The sequence below is a fragment of the Arthrobacter castelli DSM 16402 genome, from assembly GCF_000430705.1.
In the GTDB taxonomy this organism is placed as follows: domain Bacteria; phylum Actinomycetota; class Actinomycetes; order Actinomycetales; family Micrococcaceae; genus Arthrobacter_C; species Arthrobacter_C castelli.
Genome location: NZ_AUMN01000002.1, coordinates 68,932 through 95,236 on the forward strand (window position 1 = coordinate 68,932; position 26,305 = coordinate 95,236).

Sequence of the window (26,305 nt, forward strand, 5' to 3'; positions counted from 1 at the left end):
TCCGGCGGCGCGCCTAGTGCAGCGGTTTACGCCCATAAGTCACCGCATGGACCGGGCTGAGCACAAATGACCCCAATTCTTCGAAACCGTGGGCGGTCAACAGCCGGTCGTAGGCCTGACGCGGAAGCAACTGGTCGTCAATCTGGGCTTCGAAGAACTGAATGCCACACATGATCCGCCCGGGCACAGACCGGAGTCCTTCATCGCTGGCCGGGAACGGGAAATCCGAGATCACGAACCAGCCGCCCGGCTCCAGCGACTCCTTCACGTTCTTTGTCACCACGTCAATATCCCGGCATTCGTGCATCGAGATGTTGTTGATGACCACGGTCACCGGTTCTGCAATGGTCAGCTCCTCCAACGCACTGCGGACAACACGGACCCGCTCGGACAAGCCTGCCTCCTCGACGGCCCGGGCGGCCCGGTCAATAGAATGCTGATCGCCGTCGACGCCGGTGATCCGGCACAGCGGATAGGCTTCCGCCAGGCGGATCAGGCCGGAGCCTGTACCGCAGGACGTGTCCATCACCCTGCATCCGCGTGCCAGCGCATCCGCCGCGCCGGGGATCTGGTCCAGCCCTGCGGGTATCAGGCGCGTGTAAAACGGCAGTCCCGTGCCGGCCACTGATGCAATCCAGTCCGGGCTCGTCTCGTCCCACCAGAGCCGTTCACCGGTGGCCAGGTTCGCTTCAAACCGGTCAAGTATCTCCGGTTGCCGCATCAACTGATATGTGGCCCCGATGTATGCCGGTGAAGTGCGGTCCAGCAATAGGGTTTCAACGTGGGGTGCCAGCACGTAGCCATCGCCGGAACGCTCCAGCACGGCGGCTGCAAATGCGGCCCGGCACCATACCGACACGTAGAATCCGTCCAGATTCAGCGTCTCGGCCAGTTCGTCGGCCGTGGCGCCAGGGGAGGTCCCGATTCCCCTGAGCAAGCCGCTCCGAAGGCCAATATCGATCGTGCGATGAGCCATAAACCCGGCCGTATGGGCCAAGAGCACACCCGCCTGTGTCTGCGTGTCCGGAACTGCATCCCGGGCACCGGGCGCTGACGTCGTCGTCATGATGATCCCTCCAAAACATTCCCGAGTTGTCTGTTTCTCCAGCATGCGCCGGGGCGCGTTTGGCCTCCAGTTCCAGATGTGAATCGGATGGGTACTGAATCTGTACTGGTCGCCCACCCGGTCGCGGCGGTACTATGAAAATGCGTCAGGGGAGGCGGTCGTATGACCGGTTATGGCCAGTATTGTCCGGTTGCCAAGACCATGGAGGTCCTGGATGAACGGTGGACAATCCTCATCATCCGGGAGCTGTTGGCGGGCAGCCACTACTTCAATGACTTGCGCCGCGGGGTCCCTAAGATGTCTCCGGCGCTGTTATCCAAGCGGCTGCGCAGCCTCGCGCGGGCCGGGCTGGTGTTGCGCGATGATTCCGGCAACAGGATCCGCTACGAACTGACGCCCGGAGGACGTGAGCTGGCCCCGGTGATCATGGCTATTGGTAATTGGGGCATGCACTGGATGACGCAACTGGGGGAGGGCGACCTCGACCCGCACCTGCTGATGTGGGACATCCACCGCAACATCGACCTTGATGCCGTGCCGGATAGCCGGACGGTGCTGTGCTTTCATTTCACCGACGTGGAGCCGCGTTCCGCCACCTGGTGGGTGGTGATCGAAGGCGGCACCGTGACGGACCTGTGCGATGCCGATCCCGGATATGAAGTCCTCATCACCACGAACTCCACGCTGCTGACCCTGGTCCGCATCTGGCGTGGCGATGTCACCTGGAACTCGGCCGTGCGGGCCGGGGAGCTGACGTTTGCGGGCAACAGCGAGGCCCGCAGGGCCCTTCCGCAGTGGCTGAAGTTGTCCGTCTTCGCGCCGGCCACCCGGCCTCCACTGGTCGGGTGACAGGGCCGCCGGGACGATTATCGTTCGATGAAGTAACCTTTGTGCCCGGCGCCGGTGAGCGCGGCATAGAATGGAAGTGGAACAACCTTCTCAACACTTAGGGGCTTGCACGTGTCCAGCACTGAACAACCGCCGTCGTCCGCTCCTGTCACGGGTGGCAACCGGGTCAAGCGCGGCATGGCGGAAATGTTGAAGGGCGGCGTCATCATGGACGTCGTCACCGCCGAACAGGCGCGCATTGCCGAAGACTCGGGCGCCGTCGCCGTGATGGCACTGGAGCGCGTACCCGCCGACATCCGCGCCGAAGGCGGCGTGTCACGGATGAGTGATCCGGACATGATCGACAGCATCGTCAACAGCGTGTCAATCCCGGTGATGGCGAAGGCACGGATCGGCCACTTTGTCGAGGCACAGATCGTGCAATCCCTCGGCGTCGACTACATCGACGAGTCCGAGGTGCTGACACCGGCCGACTACACGAATCACGTGGACAAGTGGAATTTCAAGGTTCCCTTCGTCTGCGGCGCCACCAACCTCGGCGAAGCGCTGCGCCGAATCAACGAAGGCGCGGCGATGATCCGTTCCAAGGGCGAAGCCGGCACCGGTGACGTCTCGAACGCCACGACCCACATGCGCCAGATCCGCGCCGAGGTCAAACGTCTGTCCTCCATGCCCGAGGACGAACTCTATGTCGCGGCGAAGGAACTCCAGGCACCGTTCGAGCTGGTCCGCGAGGTGGCATCCGCCGGGAGGCTGCCCGTGGTGCTGTTTACCGCAGGCGGGATCGCGACACCGGCCGATGCGGCCATGATGATGCAACTCGGCGCCGACGGTGTCTTTGTCGGCTCCGGAATCTTCAAGTCCAATAACCCTGCAGCCCGCGCCGCCGCCGTCGTCAAGGCCACTACATTCCACGACGACCCGGACGTGCTCGCCGATGTCTCCCGCGGGCTCGGCGAAGCCATGGTGGGACTGAACGTGGACCAGGTGCCCGAACCGCACCGGCTGGCCCAACGCGGCTGGTAGTGCCAGATCGCTGAGCCGGTTTGGCGTCGGATACCAGCTAACCCAGCGAGAACTGATGCACGACGCTCCATGAGTCGGGAGCCGCCGTTACGGTGATCAGGACCGCATCGCTCGACCGTCACATGCGCCGGAACGCTCGACGCTGTCGCTTATGTCGTGCTCCTATGGGGGTGATCTTCGATTCGCGCGGCTAAGGGTGTCGTCGATGGCATCGTGAGATCTCATCCTCCTCGGCAGCTCAAGCTCGCATTTCGTCCACCTCGGGCCCACCGCATCCGAGAACTCAGCGAGAGGGTGATTCGACGGGGTCGGTGATGTTCAGGCCCAGATGTCCGGCGACAGTCTTCAGCGTCTGGTCGTGCGTCGCCACCGTGACCGGATCGCCGATCAGGAGCGCCGTCGCCAGGTGCAGGGCGTCGAGGGTCTTGACGTGCCGCTCGATGGATTCGGCGACGGTGTGGGTCTCCCGGCTGATCTCCAGCATGCCGACGCGGTCAAGGAGCGGCATCCCGTCAGCGAGCGGCCTGTCGTCGCGTCGTAGGACTCGGATCACCTCCGTGCGCAGGAGGCGGGAGGAGGCAAAGGTCGTCCCCGGGACCTGCATCCAGGACTGCAGTCGTTTGCGCTCGGGTACGTCCAGGATCGTGCGGAGGGCAACCGAGGAGTCGAGGTAGATCAGGGCATCAGGCACGAGTCAGTGATCTCCTCGCATCTCGTCGAACAGTGCGTCGGCCTCATCCGTCGAGTACGCGGGCCCGCCGGGGGCCGCCGGCCACGGTGCAGGTTCTGATGCCGGAGGGGTGTACCGCCCTTCGCGCTCCAACCGCGCCAGCGCCGTGTCCGATTCCCTGACGGCGCTGACCCGCCAGCGCGGCTTGCCCCGCTCGGTCACCACCACATCGTCGGTGCCGGCGACCTTGTCCAGGACGGCAGCGGTTTGCTGATTGAGCTCGCGCTTGGTGATCGTTCGCATGCACCAAGTGTACTACTTAAGTCTGACATTCCGTTGTGCGGTGCAGAATGCTCGCCGCACAAACCTTGTCTGCATGCATGCCGACCCTGCGACTACGGACGGTGGGACGGGGAACTCGTCAACTTCGGGCCGCGGCATCAACGTGGACCACGTTCCCGAACCGCACCGGTTGGCCGAACGCGGCTGGTAAGTGCAGCAGCGGTCGAGCCGGTCGAGTTCGGTGGTCGAGCCTGTCGAGTTCGGTGGTCGAGCCTGTCGAGTTCGGTGGTCGAGCCTGTCGAGACCCTAGCGGACGGCTATGCCCCATGCAGCGGTATTGACCGGCCAAAAGACGGAGTGGTGGAATCGCTGCCGGTGAGCCTGCACGGCAGCGAATCCGGCGCCGTTCACCGTCGCGATGGTGTCCCGGTGGGGATCGCATCCCTCAAAAACGAAGCCCCACGGCCGCCGAATCATCCGCTGTGCCCTGCCGCGGACGCTGCCGTCCGGGGCCGCAATGTGCTCCACGAAGCGGAAAGTACCGCCTGCGCGCAGGATCCGGCGTGCCTCCGCCACCACTTGGGACGGCATGCCCACCGTGCACAGCACCAGGGAGCACATCACCACGTCAACGGATCCATCGGGCAGGTCAATATGTTCGGCGCCAGTGGGAAGTATCGTCAGGCCGATGCCCGCCTGCCGGCATCGGCGTTTCAGCCGTGGATGCATCCTGCGGTTCGGCTCCACCGCGTACAAGTGAGTGCCGGGTTCGAGGTAGGACAGGTTTGCTCCGGTGCCCGCGCCGATCTCCACGATGGTGCCGGTGCCAATACCCCCGAACGCTTCGGTCTTGTGCGCATGCGCAGCGTGGTTGATGTAGCCGGCGAAGAACGTGAAGAACCATGCGTTGAATCGGCCGACCAGTCCATGGTCGAAGGCCGTCTGCGCATTCCCGGTTGGTCCGGAGCAGCCGCCGGAGGATCCGTTCACGGTGCCACCGCTCTATAGTCCGGTCCGGCGTGACGCCGGAACTATCTTCCAGTAGACACCCGGCCCCGGTCCCTGTCCATAGCCCGGCTCAGTGGCGGAAGACGATCGACATCGGCGTGGTTTGTGTCGTCTGGCCCTGCGGGTTGTCCGCGAAGATCGCCTCCAGGGTGGGGATGTCCAGCTCGGTGTCGTGGCCCAGCGCCACGCAGCCCAGGTCATTGGCGTCCATAATGGCCGTCCCGGCAAAGTTGTCCGCGTACTGAGCCGGCAGCTGCGCCGCCACCAGCCGGCTCAGCCGGGCCGCGACGCCGTCGGGATCCTCGGGGGCGAGCTTGACCGAGTGGGTGGAGGTCCCGACCTGGTAGCCGGCGGCGCCGTCAATGGCGTTGATGTTGTGCCCCACCACATCGTAGAAGACGCCCTTGCGGCCCTGCAGTTTACCGAGCACGCTGCGCCCGGAGGCGTACAGAATCCGGCCCAGCCCGACTTCGTCGATCGCCAACTGCATCGACCAGGGACTGGCCAGGCCGATGCCGCCGGGATTGCGGCTGACGAATTTGCTCAACAGCCGGGCGGCGGAGGAGACCTTGATATCCCACACCGGAATGGACCTGCCCTGGGTCATGGCAACGATCTTCTCGCTGACGAACAAGTACCACCGCTTGTCCTTTGCCACCGCCTCATGGTCCCCGCCGGACTCCGGCAAGCCATTGAAGAAGCGCTGCACATAGCCCAGCACCGCCGGGTCAAAGTCCGTCTCGCGGTAGAAGACGTCCGTCCGCAGCGGATAGCGGCGGTAGCCCGCGCCGTCGTCGAGCGTGAGATCCAGTTCCTTGCCCGGATTCGGCTCGTAGTCCGTTTTCGGTTCGCTGCCTTCCTTGACTTCCGATTCGTCGAAGTACTCCCGCAGCCACATCTCAGTGTTGAGCAACCTCCAGAAGACCATCGTGGAAGCGCTGTTCTTATCCTGCAGGTACTCCTCGAAGGCATACAGCACGGCGTCGTGGTCCCAGTAGGGCCGGTGTTCGAACGACGACGACAGGAAGATCTCGTAGATCCGTTCCTTCATCAGCTTGAACCATTCGGCCTCCGGAGTGGTGAAGCCGATCTTGTTGCGCCGGTTGCTGATCATTTCCGGCAGCAGGCCACGGGTGGCGTCGCGCAGCACGCGCTTGTTCCAGCCGCCCTTAATGATCGACTCGTCATCCAGGCTGAACAGGTACTTGACCACTTCCTTGTCCAGGAAGGGGACACGGCCCTCGAGCGAGAACCGCATGGTGTTCTTGTCCTCATAGCGCAGCACGGCGGGCAACGACTTGTAGAACAGGTCGTCGATCAGCCGGGCCTTGAGGTTGTCGGGAATGTTGGCGAACTTCTCGTTGGCATACTTGCCGGTGAAGTCCTTGTTCAGCAGCGAGCCGATGGACAGGCTCTTCCGCCTGGTGACCATGCCCCGCAGCCGGAACCGGCCCAGCCGGTAGAAAATGTCAAGCGCTGAAAACACTTCCCGGGCCAGCTTCTGGTACTGGCCGCGGGTCTTCAGCTGCCGCAGGTAGGCGAAGTAGTACGGGATGTAGCCGGCCATCATCTCGTCGGCGCCCTGGCCGTCAAGCAAAACCGTCACGTGCTTCGACGCTTCCTGCATCACCCGGTACTGGGCGTAGGGCCCCGAGGAGATGATGGGTTCCTCCTGGGTGCGGACGAAATCCTCTAAATCGGCGGCAAACTCCTCTGCCGCCGGGAGGATCTTGTGCGAGGTGACATTGCCTTCGCACATATCCAGTACGGCGTCGGCGTACTGTTCTTCGTCGTTGATTGAGTTCGGGAAGACCGCGGAGAACGTCTGCTGTGTGGAACCCAGCGAATCGGTGGCCTCTGCGTGCTCAGCCATCAGTTTATTAATGGTGACGACGACGGCGGACGAGTCCAGTCCTCCGGACAACGCGGTCCCCACAGGCACCTCGGACTGCAGCCGCAGCCGCAGACCTTCGGTGAACTGGCGCCGGTATTCGTTGATGACCTCGCGGCTGTAGGGAGTCTCGACACTGGACAGCTCCGCGAGTTCTTCCTTCAACCGGGTGTAAGGGCTGATGTGGAATTCGCCGGAGGAGGTATCAATGACCATCTTCTCGCCCGGCATCAGTTTCCGAATGCCGGCAAAGAAGGTCTCCGGCTCGTCGTCGTGAATCCGGAATTGCAGGTACCGGAAGAGGATCCGCTCGTTGGGGCGGTGCTCTATCTTGTCGGCGGCGAGGATGGATTTGATCTCGGACCCGAACAGGATCTGTGGCTTGTCGTCCGTTCCGGCGTTGGCATAGTAGAGCGGCTTGATCCCGAAATGGTCCCGGACCAGGACGACCCTGGAGCGCTTCTTGTCATAGATGGCAAAACCGAACATGCCGTTGAAGCGGTCGAACGCCTCGTCGCCCCACTCTTCGTAGGCCTGCAGCACCACTTCGGTGTCCGATACGGTCCGGAAGGTGCGGCCGAGTTCCTCAAGTTCCGCTTTCAGCTGAAGATAGTTGTACACCTCGCCGTTGTAGATCAGCACGACGTCGCCATCGGCGCTGATCATCGGTTCCTGCCCATGTGCGACGTCGATAATCGACAACCGGCGGTGGGCCAGTCCAACTGTTCCCTCGCTGTAGTACCCCTCGCCGTCGGGGCCCCGGTGCTGAATGCACTCGTTCATGGATTCGAGAAGAGGCTTATCCTCTTCGAATCCGCAGTAGCCGGCGATTCCGCACATAGTCCTACCTCGTCTATTGCTGATGAGTCTGCAGTCAATGCTAATGGTTATCGGGGCCCATACCGTCCACCACCCAACACGGGCTCTATGATGACTGAGTGACGAATCCACTAGCGCCGCCCGACGCACGGGGCCTGCGCGTCGGAGTACTGGCGTTGCAGGGCGACAATGCCGAACACCTCCGTGTCCTCGCTTCGATGGGTGCGCAGGCGGTTCCGGTGCGCCGGCCAACCGAACTGGCGATGATGGACGGGCTGATCATTCCCGGCGGCGAATCAACGACCATCGACCGGCTCAGCAGGATCTTCGACCTGGCCGGACCGCTGAAGGAGCGGATCGCGGCGGGAATGCCCGTCTACGGATCCTGCGCGGGAATGATCCTGCTGGCAGACGATATCGTGGACGCCGCGCGCAGCAGTACAGGGGAGCCGCAGCAAACATTCGGCGGCCTGGATATGACCGTGCGGCGCAATGCGTTCGGCCGGCAGCGTGAGTCCTTCGAGGTGGATCTGGACTTCGCGCAGCTGGATCCGGAAGGTGGCGTCGGCGAGGGCGGTCTTTCTGAGGGGGCTGCACCGGCACCGGTGCGGGCCGTCTTCATCCGGGCGCCGTGGGCCGATCGGACAGGTCCGGGCGTGCAGGTGCTGGCGACAGTCGACGTTCCATCTGCGGCCACTGCGGCCACTGCGGCCACTGCGACCGCTGCTGCGTCTTCTGCGGCGCAGCAGGGCGGGACCGTTAGAATTGTGGCAGTACGGACATCCACCTTGCTGGCCACCTCGTTCCATCCGGAAGTGACGGGGGAGCGGCGGATCCACGAACTTTTCATCCGAATGATCAGAGGAGAAGCGTAAAAGTATGTCGGGCCACTCCAAATGGGCAACCACCAAACACAAGAAGGCTGTGATCGACGCCCGCCGGGCCAAGTCGTTTGCCAAGCTGATCAAGAACATCGAGGTGGCGGCCCGGGCCGGTGGCGCTGACACGGCCGGTAATCCAGCACTCGTCGAGGCCATCACCAAGGCGAAGAAGACGTCAGTGCCCAGCGACAACATCGACCGGGCCGTCAAACGTGGTGCCGGCTTGCTCGGCGAGGCCGTCGAATATCACCAGATTATCTACGAAGGCTACGGGCCCAGCGGCGCGGCGCTGCTGATCGAGTGCCTCACAGACAACAAGAACCGTGCCGCCTCGGAGGTCAGGACTGCGGTGACCAAGAACGGCGGAAACATGGCGGACCCGGGGTCGGTGTCCTACATGTTCACCCGCAAGGGAGTCATCAGCCTGCCCAAAAATGACCTGTCCGAGGACGACGTGCTGCTCGCGGTGCTCGACGCGGGGGCCGAAGAGGTCAAGGACGAGCGCGACTCCTTCGAGGTCATCTCCGAAGCCACGGACCTGATAGAGGTGAGGACGGCCCTTGAGGAGTCCGGCATCGAATACGAATCCGACGAGGCAGCGTTCGTTCCATCGGTCAAGGTGAACCTGGACGTGCAGGATGCCCGGAAGTTCCTGCGCATTGTCGACGCGCTGGAGGACCTCGACGATGTGCAGAACGTGTACTCGAACGCCGACATCGACGACGACGTCCGCGAACAGCTGAACGAAGAGGAGTAGCGCCGCCGTGACTTTGCGCGTGCTCGGCGTGGATCCGGGCCTGACCCGGTGCGGCTTCGGGGTGGTGGACGTCGAGGCCAACAGGCGTGCCGGTCTCGTTGCGGTCGGGGTGGCCGGAACGGCCGCGGCCCAGCCGCTGGACAGCCGACTGCTCGCGATTTCGACCGCGGCTGACGAATGGCTTGAGACTCATCAACCCGACGCCGTTGCCGTCGAGCGCGTCTTCAGTCAGCTCAACGTCAGCACCGTGATGGGCACGGCCCAGGCCTCCGGCGTTGTTATTGTCGCGGCCGCACGGCATGGAATTCCGGTCGCGCTGCACACTCCCACCGAGGTCAAAGCTGCAGTGACAGGTCACGGTTCGGCCGACAAGACGGCGGTGACCAAGATGGTGACCCGGATTCTGCGGCTGGCCACACCACCGAGTCCGGCAGACGCTGCGGACGCGTTGGCCCTGGCAATTACCCACGCCTGGCGTGCTGGTGCCGGTGCCGGTGGTGCCAGTGGCGCCGGCAGTTCCGGCGGTGGTGCCAGTGGCGCTGAGCGGGCGGGGTCGCTGACGGCCGCCCAGCGTGCCTGGATGGAAGCAGAACGGTCGGAGAGAGCACGCAGGCCGGGCATATCGAGCAAATCCACTCAGTCCAGGCCCGGCCGCCCCTGATAGCACCTGATAGCCGCGGATAGCCGCACAGGGTGTGGCGGGCGGCAATATTAACGGCGGCGGACGGTAGGGTTAGTAAATATGTTCGGTAATTGCCGTTGGACGATGCCATATGGGAGGCTGCCGCGATGATCAGTTCACTGCAGGGCACGGTGGCCGAGGTCCACTTGAACTCAGCCATTATCGATGTGAACGGCTTCGGCATGCTGGTGCAGGCCACACCGCAGACCTTGAGCGGGCTCCATGCCGGCCGTGAGGCGCGGGTGTGCACGTCAATGGTGGTGCGCGAGGATTCGATGACGCTGTACGGCTTCGAAACTGGCGAGCAACGCGAAGTTTTCGAGACCTTGATCGGCGTCAGCGGCGTCGGCCCCCGGCTCGCGCTGGCCGTGCTCGCGGTCCATCAGCCGGAGGCGATCCGTGTTGCTGCCTCCGACGGCGATGACAAGGCGTTCAGCAAGGTCCCCGGCATTGGTCCCAAAGGCGCACGGCGGATTGTGCTCGAACTGGCCGGCAAACTGGTCCCCCTCGACGACACGGCACAGCCCCAGACCGGTGAAAGCTGGAAACCCCAGGTGCTTGACGCTATGACCAGCCTGGGATGGTCCGAGAAGGACGCCACGTCCGCCATCGAGCAGGCCACCAAGGATGCGCCGGAGGTCGCCGCCCGGGGCGACGTCGGCGAGATCCTCAGGCTGACCCTGCGCATGCTGGGCCAGGATGGTTCCAAGGGCTCTCGTGCCTCTGCTGCTCCTGCTGCTTCTGCTCCTTCCAAGGCACCGGCAGGCCGATGAGCGAAGACGACACGGCCGCAAATCCTCTGGTTTCTTCAGCCGAAGAGCCTGACGAAAGCGCGCTGGAAGCCGCCCTGCGGCCGAAAAACCTGGACGACTTTGTCGGCCAGCCACGGGTGCGCCGGCAACTGTCGCTGCTGCTGGAAGCCTCCCGGATGCGCGGCCGTTCCGCCGACCACGTGCTGCTCTCGGGCCCTCCCGGCCTGGGCAAGACCACGTTGGCCATGATTGTGGCCTCGGAAATGAACGCACCCCTGCGGATTAGTTCGGGACCGGCCATCCAGCACGCCGGGGACCTGGCGGCGATCCTGTCGTCGCTTGGCGAAGGCGAAGTGCTGTTCCTGGACGAGATCCACCGCATGTCCCGGCCGGCCGAGGAAATGCTGTACATGGCCATGGAAGATTTCCGCGTCGACATCGTGGTGGGTAAGGGGCCCGGCGCGACGGCGATCCCGCTGGACCTGCCGCAATTCACCCTCGTCGGCGCCACCACCAGGGCGGGCCTGCTGCCGGGGCCGCTGCGCGACCGCTTCGGATTCACCGGCCAACTGGAATTCTATGCCGTCGACGAGCTGGAACTGGTGTTGCGGCGCTCGGCCTTGTTGATGGACCTGAAGGTGAATTCGGCCGGCTTTGCCGAAGTCGCCGGCCGCTCACGGGGCACCCCGCGTGTTGCCAACCGGCTGCTGCGGCGGGTCCGTGACTGGGCACTGGTCCATGGCGTCGAGCAAATCGACTCCCGCACAGCCTCGGCGGCGCTGGACATGTACGAGGTCGACGAAAGGGGACTGGACCGGCTGGACCGGTCGGTGCTGAACGCGCTGATCACCAAGTTCGGCGGTGGCCCTGTAGGGTTGTCCACACTGGCCATCGCCGTGGGGGAAGAGCCGGAGACGGTCGAGACGGTTTCCGAGCCGTATCTGGTGCGCGAAGGTCTGCTGGGGCGCACCCCCAGGGGTCGCATTGCCACGGTGACCGCGTGGGAACATTTGGAACTTCCGCTACCGGCTCACATGTCGATGGCCGGGCAGGCTGAATTGTTCTCATCGTCTCCGGGAAGCGGCGAAAATAGACCAGAATGGATGCAGGAGACCGGCGAAGACGGAATTTAAGCACTTATCAGCTTAGACTGGTATAACGTCCGGCACCGTTGTCGTGCCCAACTCATTACAGGTTGAGCCATCGGACGGACGATTGTGCCAGGTGGCACAATGCACAGACCACAGATGTAGAGGAACGGAACACAACCTTGTTCGTACACGTTTTGGCCCAATCCAACCAGGGTTCCGAGGGTTCATTGCCATTCGACCCCTTCCTGCTGATTATGCTGGCCATCTTCGGCATTTTCATCTTCATGATGTTCCGCCGGAACAAAAAGGCCCAGAAGCAGATGCAGGAACAGCAGGCGAAGATGGCTCCCGGCGTGGAGGTCATGACCAGTTACGGGCTCTTCGGCACCGTGATTTCGCTCGATGAAGCCGAGAACAAGGTGGTCCTCGAACTTTCGCCCGGAACCCAGGCCACCGTTCACCGCCAGTCAGTGACCAAGATCCTGACAACGGTCGAACAAGACCAGGACAACCAGGACAACCAGGACAGCCAGGACACCGTCGTGCCCGACGACGCGTCCGCCCTGACCGGATCGGACGCCGGTCCGAACAGCGACACCGATCGGGCCGACAGCGCCGCTGATCGTCCTGACGAGAGTGCCCGGCGCCCTCACGAGGATGACAACGACAAGGACCGCTGAACACTATGGCTCGAACCGGTCCGGCCACCGTAGCCAGACGTGTCCTGGTATGGCTCGGTGTTGTCTTCCTGGTGCTGTCCGGCCTCCTCGTCGGAGGGACAGTCTGGGGCAACGCGAGTTGGGCACCCAAGCTCGCCCTCGACTTGGAGGGCGGCACTCAGATGATCCTTACGCCGGAAGTAGCCGGCAATAAAGAGATCACTGATCAGCAGCTCCAGCAGGCAGTGGAGATCATCCGCGAGCGTGTCAACGGGTCAGGCGTCACCGAGGCCGAAATCACCACTCAGTCCGGCGACAACGTGGTGGTCAGCCTGCCCGGCATTCCTTCGGCCGAGACCCGTGAGTTGATCCAGACCTCGGCTCAGCTCCAGTTCCGTCCCGTGCTCAAGGTCGGCAATGGTGATCCGGTGCCGCCAAAGGAGCGCACTCCCGAAGACCAGCTGCCCACTCCGTCGGCAGAACCCACCGGGGCGAGCGATTCCAACTGGATCGACGCGCAACTGATGAAGAAGTACGAGGCGCTGGACTGCACCGGCGAGGCGGCCCAGGCTCCGGTCAAGGACAAGCCCCTTGACGAGGCCGTAGTGTCGTGCGACCCGACGACCGGGACCAAGTACATTCTGGGACCTGTCGAGGTGCAAGGCGACTTGATCACTGATGCCGGCTTTGGGCAGGTACAGAACTCCACCGGCGCCAGCCTGGGCCAGTGGGCCGTCAACATCGACTTCAATAACAAGGGCACCGCCAAGTTCGAGGAAGTCACCAGCCGCCTGGTCTCGATGCAAGGCGTGAAGAACCAGTTCGCCATCGTGCTCGACGGCAAGGTGATCTCCGCGCCGCAGACCAACAGCGTCATCTCCAACGGCGACGCCCAAATCACCGGTGGCTTCACCGAAGACACGGCCCGGGCGTTGTCCGAGCAGCTCAAATACGGTGCACTGCCCATCAGCTTCGACATTCAAAGCGAACGGCAAATCTCGGCCACACTTGGCGAGGATCAGCTCCGTTCGGGGCTGATTGCCGGAGCCATCGGCCTGCTGCTGGTCGTGGTCTATTCGCTGCTCCAATACCGTGCCCTCGGCTTCGTCACGGTGGCTTCGCTGGTGGTGGCCGGTGTGATGACGTACCTGGCGATCTGCATTCTGGGCTGGACCGAGAACTACAGACTGTCCTTGGCCGGCGTGGCGGGCCTGATTGTGGCAATTGGCCAGACCGCTGACTCGTTCATCGTCTACTTCGAACGGATCCGTGACGAATTGCGGGACGGACGTGGGCTGGTCTCGGCCGTGGAGAACGGTTGGCGGCGCGCCAAGCAAACGGTGCTGGCTTCCAAGGCAGTGAACCTGCTGGCCGCCATCGTGCTGTACTTTGTCGCCGTCGGCAACGTGCGTGGCTTCGCGTTCACGCTGGGGTTGACAGCTGTCGCGGACCTGATAGTTGTATTCATGTTCACCCACCCGACGCTCCAAATGCTGGCGCGCACCCGCTTCTTCGCAGGCGGCCACAGGCTCTCGGGGCTGGATCCGGAGCGGCTCGGCGTCGTTCCGCTGTACCGCGGTGCCGGACGGGTGAGGACGGCAACGGACCGGACACCGCCGAAGAGCGGCAAGAACGCTGCCGCCGCTGGCGAAGCCGGTCGCCGGCAGACCATTGCCGAGCGTCGCAAGGCGGAGGCCGCCAACGGACAGGAATCGATGGCCGGCTCTTCCAAGGGCTCTGAAGAGGAAGGCAAGTAATGGCCCGGTTTTCCACATTCGGTAATGAGCTCTACACCGGCGAACGCTCCTATGACTTCATCGGGAAGCGCAAGATCTGGTTTTCAATCACCCTGGTGCTGATTGTCATCTCGATCCTGATTCCGATCTTCAAGGGCGGGTTCAATCTCGGCATTGATTTCCAGGGCGGTTCGCAGTTCACCGTGTCCAACGTCGCCAACGAGGACATCTCCAAGGGCGAAGAGGCCGTCACCGCCGTCGTTCCCGAGGCTGAGCCCAGGGTGACCAACATTTCCAACAACACCATACGGGTGCAGACGAACCAGCTGGACGATGAGCAGACCCTTGACGTCCGCGACGCGCTCAGAGAGGCGTACAGCGTCTCGAAGCAGGAAGTGACATCGACCTATATCGGTCCCGCGTGGGGGCAGGATGTCACCCGGCAGGCGATCCAGGGGCTGGTCATCTTCGTGGCCTTGGCATCGGTGCTGATGGCGATCTACTTCCGGACATGGAAGATGTCGGTGGCTTCCATCAGCGGCATGGTGACGGTGTTGATCACCACGGCGGGACTGTACTCGCTGAGTGACTTCGAAGTGACGCCATCGGCCATTATCGGCTTCCTGACCATCCTGGGGTATTCGTTGTATGACACAGTGGTGGTCTTCGACAAGATCCGGGAAAATACCGTCGAGATCGACAAGTCCACCAAGCGGACCTTCGCCGAACAGGTGAATCTCGCGGTGAACCAGACGCTGGTGCGCTCTATCAACACCTCGGTGGTGGCGGTGCTTCCCGTGGCCTCAATCCTGGTCATAGGTGTCTTCCTGTTGGGCGCCGGAACGCTTCGTGACCTGGCGCTGGCACTGTTCATCGGCATCCTGATCGGTGCGGCAACGACGATCTTCGTGGCCGCACCTATGTATTCCTGGCTGCGCGAGCGCGAACCCGAATTGCAGAAGCAGGCCAAAAAAGTCCGCCAGCGCCGGAGCCGGGAAGCCGCGGAGGCCGACCAGCAAACCGCCACGGCGTGAGGTTCATCCGCGGGTTTATGCATATCCCTTCACAGGCATAAACTGGGGATGTGGACGCGGCGGGAATCCGTCGATTCTGTATGCGTTTGTGTCTGCCGGTACGCCGGAGAAGGGAGCCCAGTGGCAGAACGGCCCGATTCGCAGTCGGCACTGCGTGGCACCTCCGGAGCGCTCGACGAGGCCGGTGAGAGCCCTCGCAAGCCGATGGTTCCCGCGCGGCCAGGCCCGGGGGCGGATGCTGTCGGCAGCGGCGCCGCCGTCGAAGACACAGCCGAAGGACCAACTGGAGCAACAACCGAAGGCACGGCGACCGCCACCGGTGCCGGGAACACGCCGGCGACGGGCTCGCGGCCGACGTTCCCGGGCCGGCGGGAACGCACCAGAGCGCGCATCGCCCGGCTGACCGGCCGGGGGCCGAGCGGGTATTCGCCCATTCTGGAACCCTTGCTCCGCACGGTGCGGGTCAATAACCCCAAAGAGGATTTCGACCTCATCCAGCGCGCGTTCGTGGTCGCCGAGCGCCACCACACCGGCCAGAAACGGAAGAGCGGCGACCCGTACATTACCCATCCGGTGGCGGTGTCCACCATCCTCGCCGAGCTGGGAATGACCGGTACCACCCTGGCCGCGGCATTGCTGCACGACACGGTGGAGGACACGGACTACACCCTGGAGCAGTTGCGGGTGGATTTTGGCCCGGAAGTGGCGATGCTGGTCGACGGTGTCACCAAGCTGGACAAGGTTACCTTCGGCGAGGCCGCCCAGGCCGAGACGGTGCGCAAGATGGTCGTGGCGATGGCCAAAGATGTGCGCGTGCTGGTGATTAAACTGGCCGATCGGCTGCATAATGCCAGGACCTGGCGGTTCGTCTCCGCCGAATCGTCCGCCCGCAAGGCCCATGAGACGCTGGAAATCTTCGCCCCGCTGGCGCACCGGCTGGGGATGAACGCCATCAAATGGGAGCTCGAGGACCTTTCCTTCGCCGCCCTGCACGGCAAAGTATATGAGGAAATCGTGCGGATGGTGGGGGAACGGACCCCGGAACGGGAAAAGTACCTGTCGACGGTACGCGAGCAGATCGCCGAAGATCTCAAGGCGGTGAAGATCAAGGCCACGATCACCGGCCGCCCGAAGCACTATTACTCGATCTACCAAAAAATGATCGTGCGCGGTAAAGACTTCGACGACATCCACGACCTGATGGGCGTGAGGGTGCTCGTCGACTCCGTCCGGGACTGTTACGCCACGCTTGGCTCTTTGCATTCGCGCTGGAATCCGCTGCCGGGGCGGTTCAAGGACTACATCGCGATGCCCAAATTCAACATGTACCAGTCGCTGCACACTACGGTGATCGGACCGGCGGGAAAGCCGGTGGAAATCCAGATCCGGACCCACGATATGCACCGCCGTGCCGAGTACGGTGTCGCCGCGCACTGGAAGTACAAGAATCAAGGCGGCAGCGGAACCGACCACAAGGCCGGAGATATGGACTGGCTGCGGTCGCTGGCCGACTGGCAGCAGGAAACCGCTGACCCGGACGAATTCCTCGATGCGCTCCGTTTCGAAATCAACGCCGCGGAGGTCTTCGTATTCACCCCCAAGGGCGAGGTAATGGCGCTTCCCTCCGGGTCCACCCCCGTGGATTTTGCCTACGCGGTGCACACCGAAGTGGGGCACCGGACCATCGGGGCGCGGGTCAACGGTAAACTCGTGCCGCTGAACAGCGAGCTCAACCACGGCGACTGGGTGGAAGTCTTCACGTCCAAGGCCGAAGGCGCCGGTCCCAGCCAGGACTGGCAAGGCTTCGTCAAGAGCCCGCGGGCGCGTAACAAGATCCGGCAGTGGTTCACCAAGGAACGCCGCGAAGAAGCGATAGAAAAGGGCAAGGACCAGCTCACCCGTGCGATGCGGAAGCAGAATCTGCCGCTGCAGCGGATGATGACCCACAATGCGTTGACCGCCGTCGCGCACGATATGAAGTACGCGGACATCTCCGGGTTGTATGCGGCAGTGGGGGACAGCCACGTCTCAGCCGCCAGCGTGATCGACAAACTGGTGGAGTCCCTCGGCGGTGGCCCGAAGAAGGCCGAAGAGGAAACCGACCGGATCGATGTGCCGCTGGCCCAGCGGCGCTCCAAATCCACCGACTCGGGTGTCATGGTCAGGGGAGTGGAGGACGTTTGGGTCAAGCTCGCCAGGTGCTGCACCCCCGTTCCGCCCGACCCCATTATTGGGTTCGTCACCCGCGGATCCGGTATTTCGGTCCATCGCGGTGACTGCACCAATGCCCAGCAGCTGCTGGATCAGCCGGACAGGATCGTCGAAGTCGAATGGGCGCCGACCCAGTCGAGTGTCTTCCTGGTCGAAATCCAGGTCGAAGCACTGGACCGGAAGAGCCTGCTCTCGGACGTGACCCGGGTGCTCTCGGAGTCCCATGTGAATATTCTGGCGGCCAGCGTGAATATTGCACGCAACCGCGTGGCTCTGTCCAAGTTCGCCTTCGAAATGGCCGATCCGCAATATCTCAGCCATGTGCTGAGTGCCGTACGGCGGATCGATGGCGTCTTCGACGTCTACCGCACTACCGATTCGCCGGCCCGGGAACAGCAGTAGTCGTCGCCGGGTCACGCGCGGCGATCAATGCATCAACCAGGGCGAGCGCGGCGCGTTTGCGAGGCACCCTCACCAGTGACTCCAGCCTGGCGCCGACGGTTTCGAGCGGGCAATCCAGCATCGGATGCGAAGTCAGCGCCTGCACCGCTGCGGCGGATTCGGCCTCCGGAGCGTACAGCGCCATGTCCACGGCTGTGCGCAGCGGCGTGGTGACGGCGGTTTCCGCGGCGCCGACCGCAGCGGCGTCATCGGCGGCCAGGCGTACTTCGTGCAGTTGGCAGCCACTGAAGGGCCGCAGCGCGGACGTGCGGCGCCGGTGGTCGATGAGCAGATTGATTTTCGCCGGAACCTGCCCACCGGTGTAGATCCACAACGCACTCTGCCGTCCGATCACGGCTCTGTCCCGCAGCGCGGCAGGCAGCTCAGCGGCCATCGCCCGGGCACGGATCTGCGGGCCCGGGCGTGCTCCGGCTCGCAGGTAGGTGGCACCACAGAGATGAACCAGCAGTCCATCGTGCGCCATGGCCTGCAGCTCGCTGGCCGAAAATGGCCCGTCCACCTGCAGCACGTCGTCACCGGACGCCGTCTCATGGGGCACCAGCGGGACGACGCGCCGTCCGGCGGGCTGAGCGTTCAAAGGCATAGGTCCAGCCTGCCGCGCTTCGGTCCACGGGCACAATCCGCCGGCGCGGCGACTGTGGATAAGCTCGACGCCGGGCCACCGGCGGCGCGGGCGGTGTCAGTGCAGATCTTCGGCCGACTTCTGGATCTGGTCCAGCCACTGCTGTCGGGCGTGCAACGCTTCCTCGGCCTGGGCGATCTTCTTCTGGTCGCCGGCGGCACGGGCGGCGGCCAAGTCGTCCTCGAGGCCGGCGATGGCCGATTCCAGTTGGTTCAACGCATTGCTGGTGCGGGCCTTGGTTTCCGGGTCGCTCTTGCGCCAGTGATCCTCGTCCGCCCCGCGCACCGCATCCTCGACCTCGCGCAGTCCGGCCTCGACACGCGACATGTCGGTGCGGGGGACCTTTCCGGCCCGCTCCCACCTGTCGCGAATGGACTGCAGGGACTTCTTGGCGGCATTGAGGTCCTTGACCGGCAGCAGGGCCCGCGCCTCGCGGATGAGTTCCTCCTTCACCTTCAGGTTCGCGGCGAACTCCTGGTCCAGTTCCGCGTTGGCCTCCTTCCGGGCCGTGAAGAACGTGTCTTGTGCCGCGCGGAAGCGGGCCCACAGCGCGTCGTCGTCTTTCCTGTTGGCGCGCTTTGTGGCCTTCCACTCATCCATCAGCTTCCGGTACTCACCGGTAGTGCGGCCCCAGTCCGTTGAAGAGGACATCTCTTCCGCCCGGGCAATCAACTCCTCCTTGGCGGCTTTGGCCTCGGCGTTTTCGCTGTCCAGCCGGGAGAAGAACGCCCTGCGGTGACGGTCAAACTGGGTGCGGGCCGAGCGGAACCGCTTCCAGAGGGCGTCCTCGGTGCTGCGGCCGAGCCGCATGCCGTTCTTTTGCGCGGATTTCCACTCTTCGAACAATTCGTTCATCCGGGCGCTGCTGTGTTTCCACTGCAATGTGGCCGGATCAGCGGCCGCGATGTTCTCGGCCTCGACGACGATGGCTTCGCGCGCCGCCGTCTCGGCGGCCTTCGCCGCCTCATGTTCGGCGCGCTCGGTCTCCTTCAGCGACTCAATGTCGGTGCGCAGCCGGTCCAGCCTTCTCTGCAGCGCAGGGACGTCGCCCACGATCGCGCGCTCGGTCACCTGCTCCTGGAGGTGCTCGTGCGCCTTGTTCATGTCCGTAGTCGGGGCCTTGGCGGTCACCCGCTGCTCCAGCAGCGCAATTTGTGCGGCGACGTCGTCATACTTGCGCGCGAAATATGCCAGCGCTTCCTCCGCCGTGGCATCGGGATACTGGCCGACGCTGTGCTCGGTTCCGTCCTCCTGCAGGAAGACATGGCCTTCATCGTCGACCCGTGCCCACTTGGCGGCCTCGGCGACCGTCGTCGTATGGTGTGCAGCTGCCGGGGCCGCGGGCTGAGCGGCGCTTGTGCCAACCTTCGGCGCTATGGCAGCCGGGGTCGGCGGTGGCCCGGGACGCGGCGAAGGCTTCGGTTTCGGAGCCGGCTGCTGCTCTTTTCGCTCAGGCTGCTCGGGCTGCTCGGGCTGCTCCGCCTGTTGCGGCTGCTCGTGCTGCTCAGGCCGGGCCTGAGGTCCAGCCTGTTCAGCAGTTTCGGAGGCCTGCGCGGCCTGGGGTGTTTCGTCGGGTTTCTGACTGTCTGTCACCGCTATAAGTCTTTCGCGTCGGGTCCGCCCCCGCACTCGCGAGTGCGAAGAACCTATTAGTTCAATGTGAATGAGTCTATCGTCACAGGCCCCGCCGGCGCGCCATCTGTCGAAGAGCCGCTGCCGGGTTTGATCCCGGCGGCAGCGATCTCCTTGACGACGTCGAGTCCGCCAGTCACCTGCCCCATCACCGTATACCCGCCGGTTTGCGGCGGTATGGTGCTGTCTTCGTACACGATGAAGAACTGCCGACCGTGCGAGTATTCCCCGGAGCCGCGGGCGACGGCGATAGTTCCGGCCGGATACTTCCCATCGGCCGGCGTGTTTTCGACCGGGCCCCACTGGTACTGCGGATCCGACGCGCCGTCACCGTTTTTGGACCCGCACTGGAGCACCTTCAGCTGCTTGCCTGTGGTCAACCGGTGGCAGCTCTTGCCCTTGAAGTAGTTCTTTTCGGCCAGGGTTTTAAACACCGAGACCGCCTGCGGCGCCTTGTCGCCGTTGAGTTTGACATCGATCGCGCCAAAGTTGGTGGCGATGGTTCCCGTGAAAGACTGACCGGCTGCCAGTGAAGCCGGCGGCACGGGGCCGCTGTTGGTCTTGCCGGCACTGGCCGCCGTCGGTGACTGTGCCGCTGAGGTTGACCGTGCCGATGAGGGTGACGGCGACGACGACGGCGTGGCAGTCGCGCTGGTGCCCGGGGTCGGGGCGCGGCTGGACGACGGCACTTCCATTGACTCTTCAATAGCCGCCATTTCGGCCACAGTCGGATTGTTGACGAAGGTGGTCAACTGCAGGACGACAGCCAGCACGACAACGACCAGCGCACTGAGCGAGGCAAGCATGTTGTCCCTCCGCCTGCGCTGCACCTGGGCCAGCCGCAGCTCCCGCTTGGCCTCCATGCGGGCCAGCCGGAGCCGTTGCTGCTGTCGGTTTTGGGCCACATCCCCTCCTGTGTCGGCTCAGTTGGCAAGCACCCGCCCGGCCGATACCGGCGCCTCGCGCACGCCGGTTCGCGGTCGGGAACCTCCACCACATAAAATGAACGCGCCGGGACCAGTGTAGGCGCGTGGCGCCGTGCCGCTTAATTCGGTAATCACCAGCAGTCAACCCGGTATACGCATCCCATATTAAGGAGTCAGGTATCTATGGCACGTACAGCTTCCCTCTCAGGGTTCCCGGAACTGCTTCCGGACGAACGGCTGGTGGAGCTGCACGTGCTCGACACCCTGCGCCGTGTCTTTGAACTGCACGGATTCTCTTCGATCGAGACCCGGGCGGTGGAAACCGTCGGGCAGCTGCTGCGCAAGGGAGAGATCGACAAGGAAGTCTATGGTGTCTCCCGGCTGCAGGAAGAGGATGGAACGGACGGCGAATCAGACGGCGGCCGGCCGGCAGGGGCAAGCGGCAGGCCCGATGACGACCAACTCGCCCTGCACTTTGACCTGACCGTCCCCTTCGCCCGCTACGTGGTGGAGAATGCCGGCCACCTCGTCTTCCCCTTCCGCCGCTACCAGATCCAGAAGGTCTGGCGGGGCGAGCGCCCCCAGGAGGGCCGGGCCCGGGAGTTCACCCAGGCGGATATTGACGTGGTCGGTCAGTCGCAGCTGCCGTTCCGGTACGACGTCGAGCTGGCGCTGGTGATTGTCGATGCGCTCGGTTCCCTGCCCATCCCGGACTTCCAGTTGCGGATCAACAACCGGAAACTGGCCGAAGGCTTCTACCGGGGGATCGGGCTCGAGGACACCGCCGGGGTGCTGCGCAGCATCGACAAACTGGACAAAATCGGTCCGGAAAAGGTCGCCGGCCTGCTGCAGAGCGAACTCGGTGCCACCGGCGACCAGGCGGAGGCCGCGCTGAAGCTGGCTTCCATCCGGGCCGAAGACACCTCCTTTGTCGAACAGGTGCGGGCGCTCGGTGTCACCAATGAGCTGCTGGACGAGGGCCTGGCCGAGTTGGAGCAGGTGATTTCGGAAGCGACCAAGCGGGCGCCGGGGCGGGTGCTGGCCGACCTCAGTATCGCCCGCGGCCTCGATTACTACACCGGCACCGTCTACGAAACTGTGCTGCTGGGCCACGAATCACTGGGCTCCATCTGCTCCGGAGGGCGGTACGATTCACTGGCCACCAAGGGCAACACCACGTTCCCCGGCGTCGGACTGTCAATCGGCGTCACCCGGATGGTGCAGCGGATCCTGAATCAGGAACTGGCCACCGCGTCCCGCCCGGTACCGACCGCCGTGCTGGTGTCGCTGAACAATGACGAAAGTTGGTCGTCCGCCCAGGACGTCGCCGACGCACTGCGCACACGCGGCATAGCAGTCGAAGTCGCCGCCACGGCCGCGAAGTTCGGCAAGCAGATCAAGTATGCCGACCGCCGGGGCATTCCGTTCGTCTGGTTTACCAACGACGACGGCACCCATGAGGTCAAAGACATCCGCAGCGGCGACCAGACGACGGCCGACCCCTACGTCTGGTCACCACCGGCCGAAGACCTTGCCCCCTCCGTCATTCCCGGCGGCTGAGGCGGGCTTCCCGCGGACCGTCGGGCCGGGCCCCCGCGGAAGCCCTGCTTGGCCGGTCTATTCAGCCGCCCTGTTTGCGCGGCACGGCGGCGCGCAGGATCACTCCCGCCAACAAAATCGCCAGCATCACCAGCACCGAGGACGTCGGCAGCGTGAACGCCAGCACCAGGCAACCCGCCAGCCCGGCCACGTTCAATATCCGGGGCCAGTACCACGGCCGGTCGGCCAGCGTCAGCGCCGAGATATTGGTCACTGCGTAGTAGATCAGTATGGCAAAACTGGAAAAACCTATCACCGTCAGCACATCGGTGGTCAGCAGCAGCACGATGACCGCGGCGGCGACGGTGATATCCGCGACGAATGGCACTGCGAACCTGGATCCGACCCTCGACAACGGCCGGGGCAGGTCCCCGTGGCGTGCCATGGCCAGGCTGGTGCGGCCCACCCCGGCGATCAGCGCCAGCAATGCACCCAGACTGGCTGCCGCAGCCGCCACGGTGACGGTGACAGTGCCCACCGACCCGCCGACGTCGCCGGCCAGGTCCAGCAACGGGGTGACGGTGTCCGCTAGCGGCGCACCGAGCGCATTCATCAAGCCGAAGGCCAGCAGCAGGTACAGCACGAGGACCACGGCCAGCGCCCCCACAATGGCCAGCGGAATGTTGCGCTTCGGCTCCCGCACCTCCTCGCCCATGGTGGCAATCCGGGCGTAACCGGCGAAGGCGAAGAACAACAGCGCGGAGGCCTGCAGCACGCCGGCAGCGGAACCGGGATGCAACCCCTCGGCCGGGGCGGCACTGGTGGGGTTGAAGGCGACCACCACCAGGAAGGCGAGGATGGCCATCACAAACGAAACGATGATCCGGGCCGCCAGGGCTGTGCGGGTAATGCCGGTGAGGTTGATCGCGGTGAGCAGCACGACGGCGGCGATCGCCGCGGCGGTTTCGTAGCCTGGGAGCACATAGAGGCCGAACGTCAGGGCCATGGCGGCGCATGAAGCGGTTTTGCCGGTAATGAAAGACCAGCCCGCGATGAATCCCGGCCAGGGGCCAAGCTGTTCGCGGCCGTACATGTAAGTCCCGCCGCTGGTGGGATAGACCCGGGCCAGCTGGGCCGAGGCGGTGGCATTGCAATAGGCCACGAAGCCGGCAATGAGCACCGCCAACGGCAGCCACGATCCTGCGGCGGCGGCAGCAGGAGCGAAGACCACAAAAACTCCGGCGCCGATCATCGACCCGATTCCTACAGTGGTGGCGTCGAAACCACCCAGCTGGCGCCTCAATCCGGCTGCACCACTCATCGCTGCCTCCAAGCAGTCCGAAGCGCTGGCATCCGCGGCCGCGCATCAACGGTAAACTCGAATGACGTTGCCCCTATTACCTTACGCGAAAGGACTGTTGTGCTGCGCACACACGAGCTCGGATCTTTGCGCTCCGACCACATTTCACAGACCGTCACACTGACCGGTTGGGTCGCGCGGCGCCGCGATCACGGGGGAGTGGCCTTCCTGGACCTGCGGGATGCCTCGGGTGTTGCACAGATAGTGGTCCGCGAAGAGGAAGTGTTCCACGCGCTGCGCAACGAGTATGTGCTGCGCGTGACCGGAAGCGTGGAAAGGCGGCCCGCCGGCAATGAGAACCCTGCCCTGGCCACCGGTGACATCGAAGTGATGGCAACGGACGTTGAAGTCCTCAGCACCTCTGATCCGCTGCCGTTCCAGATCGACGAGCATGTAGAGGTCGGCGAAGAGGCGCGCCTGGCGCACCGCTACCTGGACCTGCGCCGTCCGGGGCCGGCCGCCAACATCCGGCTGCGCAGCGAAGCCAACCGGGTGGCCCGCGAACTGCTCCACCAGGATGGCTATGTGGAGATCGAGACGCCCACGATGACCCGCTCGACGCCCGAGGGCGCCCGCGACTTCGTGATCCCTGCCCGCCTGGCACCGGGATCCTGGTACGCGCTGCCGCAGTCCCCGCAGCTGTTCAAGCAGCTGCTGCAGGTCGGCGGCTTTGAGAAGTACTACCAGATCGCCCGCTGCTACCGGGACGAGGACTTCCGCGCCGACCGGCAGCCCGAATTCACCCAGCTGGACATCGAGGCCAGTTTCGTCGAGCAGGACGACATCATCGCGCTCGGCGAGCAACTGATCAAGGCACTGTGGACGTTGATCGACGTCGATATCGAAACCCCGATCCAGCGGATGACCTACTGGGACGCGATGGCCAAGTACGGCACGGACAAGCCGGACCTGCGCTTCGGCCTCGAACTGACCGAGATGACCGACTACTTCGCCGGAACCGATTTCCGGGTCTTCCAGGCCCCGTACGTGGGCGCCGTGGTGATGCCTGGCGGGGCGGCGCAGCCGCGCCGTGCGCTCGATGCCTGGCAGGAGTGGGCCAAGCAGCGCGGCGCCAAGGGACTTGCCTATGTGCTGATCGGCGACGACGGCGAACTGTCCGGGCCGGTGGCGAAACAACTGAGCGACGACGAACGCTCGTCCCTGGCGGAGAAGACAGGTGCACGCGCAGGTGACTGCATTTTCTTCGCCGCCGGCGAGGCAGCACCATCCAGGGCGCTGCTGGGCGCGGCCCGGGTCGAAATCGGCCACCGCAAGGGGCTGATCGATCCAGACGACTGGGCCTTCGTATGGATCGTTGACGCTCCGATGTTCGAATCGGCCGAGACCGCCGAAGCCTCCGGAGACGTCGCGATCGCCGGTGGCAAGTGGACCGCCGTCCACCACGCGTTCACCGCGCCCAAACCGGAGTTCCAGGACACCTTCGACAAGGACCCCGAATCCGCTCTGGCCTATGCCTACGACATCGTCTGCAATGGCAACGAGCTCGGTGGGGGGTCAATCCGTATCCATCGCCGCGACGTGCAGGAACGGGTGTTCGATGTGATGGGCCTGGATCACGCCGAGGCGGAGGAAAAGTTCGGTTTCCTGCTGGAAGCCTTCAAATACGGAGCACCGCCACACGGCGGAATCGCCCTCGGGTGGGACCGGACCGTTGCCTTGCTCGCCGGTTCCGACTCCATCCGCGACGTCATCGCCTTCCCGAAGTCCGGCGGCGGCTACGACCCGTTGACCGGTGCCCCGACGCCGATCACCGCAGAACAGCGCAAGGAGGCCGGCGTCGACGCCAAACCCGTTGTCGATAAGCCCGGTGCGGGCACAGCTGGCGGCCCCAAGAGCTGACCATGGAAGCGGCGCCATCCGTCGGCCCGCCCCAGCCCTCTAGTCGTCGAACTTCACGAAAGCGCGGATGGGCGGGTCCATGTCGGAGGCCTCGGTGAATCCGAGGGACTCATAGAAGGCACGCTGGCCGGGTTCGGCATCGGAGACCAGCACCTTCTGGCGCACGTCCGGGTACTGGCCGAGGATGGCTTCCACCATTTGCCGTCCCAGGCCTGACCGCTGATACTGAGGATCGACCAGGATGTCCTGAATGTAGCAGATGGTGGCGTTATCCGAGACGGCCCGGGCCAGCCCGACCAGTTCGCCGTTCATCCGCGCGGTGATGACGTATGACGATCCGCTGATGGCGGCGGCGAGGGATTCCGGGGCCTTGGTATAGGCAGTCCAGCCAACGGCCGCATAGAGCCGGACCAGATCGCGCAGCGGGACAGAAGTGGCAGCGGCCAGATGGACCCGGGAATCGTTCATGGGCTAAGCATACGCCGCCGAG

The 26,305-nt window shown here is 64.2% G+C and carries 23 protein-coding genes; 13 read left to right on the top strand and 10 right to left on the bottom strand.

All coding sequences use genetic code 11. The annotated features are described in order from the left end of the window. Nucleotides 1-13: 13 nt before the first annotated feature. Nucleotides 14-1,066, bottom strand: a complete 1,053-nt coding sequence (locus H535_RS0102875) for a class I SAM-dependent methyltransferase (RefSeq protein WP_162144846.1) — start codon at nucleotides 1,064-1,066, stop codon at nucleotides 14-16. 162 nt (nucleotides 1,067-1,228) lie between these two features. On the opposite strand from H535_RS0102875, the gene H535_RS0102880 reads away from it, so the two are divergent. Together H535_RS0102880 and pdxS are read left to right on the top strand one after the other, a co-directional pair. After that, nucleotides 1,229-1,915: a winged helix-turn-helix transcriptional regulator gene (locus H535_RS0102880; RefSeq protein ID WP_026818349.1), complete on the top strand. Its 687-nt coding sequence runs from the start codon at nucleotides 1,229-1,231 to the stop codon at nucleotides 1,913-1,915. A gap of 111 nt (nucleotides 1,916-2,026) precedes the next feature. Beyond that, nucleotides 2,027-2,941 (top strand): pyridoxal 5'-phosphate synthase lyase subunit PdxS, encoded by a 915-nt coding sequence (gene pdxS / locus H535_RS0102885; RefSeq protein ID WP_026818350.1) that lies wholly within the window; start codon nucleotides 2,027-2,029, stop codon nucleotides 2,939-2,941. 283 nt (nucleotides 2,942-3,224) lie between these two features. Here pdxS and H535_RS0102890 read toward each other — a convergent pair whose 3' ends face one another. The 4 genes from H535_RS0102890 to asnB form a co-directional block, all read right to left on the bottom strand. Further along, complete coding sequence (locus tag H535_RS0102890; RefSeq protein WP_026818351.1) at nucleotides 3,225-3,632, bottom strand: type II toxin-antitoxin system VapC family toxin; 408 nt, start codon at nucleotides 3,630-3,632, stop codon at nucleotides 3,225-3,227. Nucleotides 3,633-3,635: 3 nt separating this feature from the next. After that, nucleotides 3,636-3,914 (bottom strand): type II toxin-antitoxin system Phd/YefM family antitoxin, encoded by a 279-nt coding sequence (locus tag H535_RS0102895; RefSeq protein WP_026818352.1) that lies wholly within the window; start codon nucleotides 3,912-3,914, stop codon nucleotides 3,636-3,638. Between the two features lie 285 nt (nucleotides 3,915-4,199). Continuing rightward, complete coding sequence (locus H535_RS23155) at nucleotides 4,200-4,883, bottom strand: class I SAM-dependent methyltransferase (RefSeq protein WP_035768181.1); 684 nt, start codon at nucleotides 4,881-4,883, stop codon at nucleotides 4,200-4,202. An 88-nt stretch (nucleotides 4,884-4,971) separates the two neighbouring features. Beyond that, complete coding sequence (asnB, locus tag H535_RS0102905; protein WP_026818353.1) at nucleotides 4,972-7,632, bottom strand: asparagine synthase (glutamine-hydrolyzing); 2,661 nt, start codon at nucleotides 7,630-7,632, stop codon at nucleotides 4,972-4,974. A gap of 98 nt (nucleotides 7,633-7,730) precedes the next feature. On the opposite strand from asnB, the gene pdxT reads away from it, so the two are divergent. From pdxT to H535_RS23170, 9 genes are all read left to right on the top strand, one after another. After that, a complete protein-coding gene (gene pdxT, locus H535_RS0102910) occupies nucleotides 7,731-8,486 on the top strand; it encodes a pyridoxal 5'-phosphate synthase glutaminase subunit PdxT (RefSeq protein WP_026818354.1) in 756 nt (251 codons plus the stop codon). A gap of 4 nt (nucleotides 8,487-8,490) precedes the next feature. After that, nucleotides 8,491-9,249: a YebC/PmpR family DNA-binding transcriptional regulator gene (locus H535_RS0102915; protein WP_026818355.1), complete on the top strand. Its 759-nt coding sequence runs from the start codon at nucleotides 8,491-8,493 to the stop codon at nucleotides 9,247-9,249. A gap of 7 nt (nucleotides 9,250-9,256) precedes the next feature. Beyond that, nucleotides 9,257-9,910, top strand: coding sequence for a crossover junction endodeoxyribonuclease RuvC (ruvC, locus tag H535_RS23160; RefSeq protein WP_051298420.1), 654 nt, complete (start codon nucleotides 9,257-9,259; stop codon nucleotides 9,908-9,910). A gap of 128 nt (nucleotides 9,911-10,038) precedes the next feature. Then, nucleotides 10,039-10,704, top strand: coding sequence for a Holliday junction branch migration protein RuvA (gene ruvA, locus H535_RS23165; protein ID WP_051298504.1), 666 nt, complete (start codon nucleotides 10,039-10,041; stop codon nucleotides 10,702-10,704). Next, nucleotides 10,701-11,816 (top strand): Holliday junction branch migration DNA helicase RuvB, encoded by a 1,116-nt coding sequence (gene ruvB, locus H535_RS0102930; protein WP_026818356.1) that lies wholly within the window; start codon nucleotides 10,701-10,703, stop codon nucleotides 11,814-11,816. Before ruvA ends, ruvB begins: the two co-directional genes overlap by 4 nt. 137 nt (nucleotides 11,817-11,953) lie before the next feature. Further along, nucleotides 11,954-12,454 carry a preprotein translocase subunit YajC gene (yajC, locus tag H535_RS0102935; RefSeq protein WP_026818357.1) on the top strand — a complete coding sequence of 167 codons (501 nt, stop codon included), beginning with the start codon at nucleotides 11,954-11,956 and terminating at the stop codon, nucleotides 12,452-12,454. Nucleotides 12,455-12,459: 5 nt separating this feature from the next. Next, entirely contained in the window at nucleotides 12,460-14,190 is a 1,731-nt protein-coding gene (gene secD / locus H535_RS0102940; protein ID WP_026818358.1) for a protein translocase subunit SecD, read from the top strand. Further along, nucleotides 14,190-15,203 (top strand): protein translocase subunit SecF, encoded by a 1,014-nt coding sequence (secF, locus tag H535_RS0102945; RefSeq protein WP_026818359.1) that lies wholly within the window; start codon nucleotides 14,190-14,192, stop codon nucleotides 15,201-15,203. The genes secD and secF overlap by 1 nt, the downstream gene beginning before the upstream one ends. 204 nt (nucleotides 15,204-15,407) lie before the next feature. Next, on the top strand, nucleotides 15,408-17,816 hold the full coding sequence (locus H535_RS23170; protein WP_081416410.1) for a RelA/SpoT family protein: 2,409 nt from the start codon (nucleotides 15,408-15,410) through the stop codon (nucleotides 17,814-17,816). On the opposite strand, the gene H535_RS27560 is transcribed toward H535_RS23170, so the two are convergent. From H535_RS27560 to H535_RS0102965, 3 genes are all read right to left on the bottom strand, one after another. Then, nucleotides 17,785-18,459, bottom strand: coding sequence for a hypothetical protein (locus tag H535_RS27560; RefSeq protein ID WP_051298421.1), 675 nt, complete (start codon nucleotides 18,457-18,459; stop codon nucleotides 17,785-17,787). The two genes, H535_RS23170 and H535_RS27560, sit on opposite strands and share 32 nt — an antisense overlap. Before the next feature lie 96 nt (nucleotides 18,460-18,555). Further along, nucleotides 18,556-20,091: a DUF349 domain-containing protein gene (locus H535_RS0102960; RefSeq protein ID WP_026818360.1), complete on the bottom strand. Its 1,536-nt coding sequence runs from the start codon at nucleotides 20,089-20,091 to the stop codon at nucleotides 18,556-18,558. A 56-nt stretch (nucleotides 20,092-20,147) separates the two neighbouring features. Continuing rightward, nucleotides 20,148-20,993, bottom strand: a complete 846-nt coding sequence (locus tag H535_RS0102965; RefSeq protein ID WP_051298508.1) for a peptidylprolyl isomerase — start codon at nucleotides 20,991-20,993, stop codon at nucleotides 20,148-20,150. Between the two features lie 246 nt (nucleotides 20,994-21,239). Between H535_RS0102965 and hisS the strand changes: the two genes are divergently transcribed. Next, the gene (hisS, locus tag H535_RS0102970; protein WP_026818362.1) at nucleotides 21,240-22,616 is read left to right on the top strand and encodes a histidine--tRNA ligase; all 1,377 of its coding nucleotides are present in this window, start codon (nucleotides 21,240-21,242) and stop codon (nucleotides 22,614-22,616) included. Nucleotides 22,617-22,677: 61 nt separating this feature from the next. Here the strand turns inward: hisS and H535_RS0102975 are convergent, their stop codons facing one another. Further along, entirely contained in the window at nucleotides 22,678-23,916 is a 1,239-nt protein-coding gene (locus H535_RS0102975) for an APC family permease (protein WP_035768186.1), read from the bottom strand. Between the two features lie 99 nt (nucleotides 23,917-24,015). Between H535_RS0102975 and aspS the strand changes: the two genes are divergently transcribed. Beyond that, nucleotides 24,016-25,815, top strand: coding sequence for an aspartate--tRNA ligase (gene aspS, locus H535_RS0102980; RefSeq protein WP_026818364.1), 1,800 nt, complete (start codon nucleotides 24,016-24,018; stop codon nucleotides 25,813-25,815). Between the two features lie 39 nt (nucleotides 25,816-25,854). On the opposite strand, the gene H535_RS0102985 is transcribed toward aspS, so the two are convergent. Then, a complete protein-coding gene (locus H535_RS0102985; RefSeq protein ID WP_035768188.1) occupies nucleotides 25,855-26,283 on the bottom strand; it encodes a GNAT family N-acetyltransferase in 429 nt (142 codons plus the stop codon). Nucleotides 26,284-26,305: the final 22 nt, after the last annotated feature.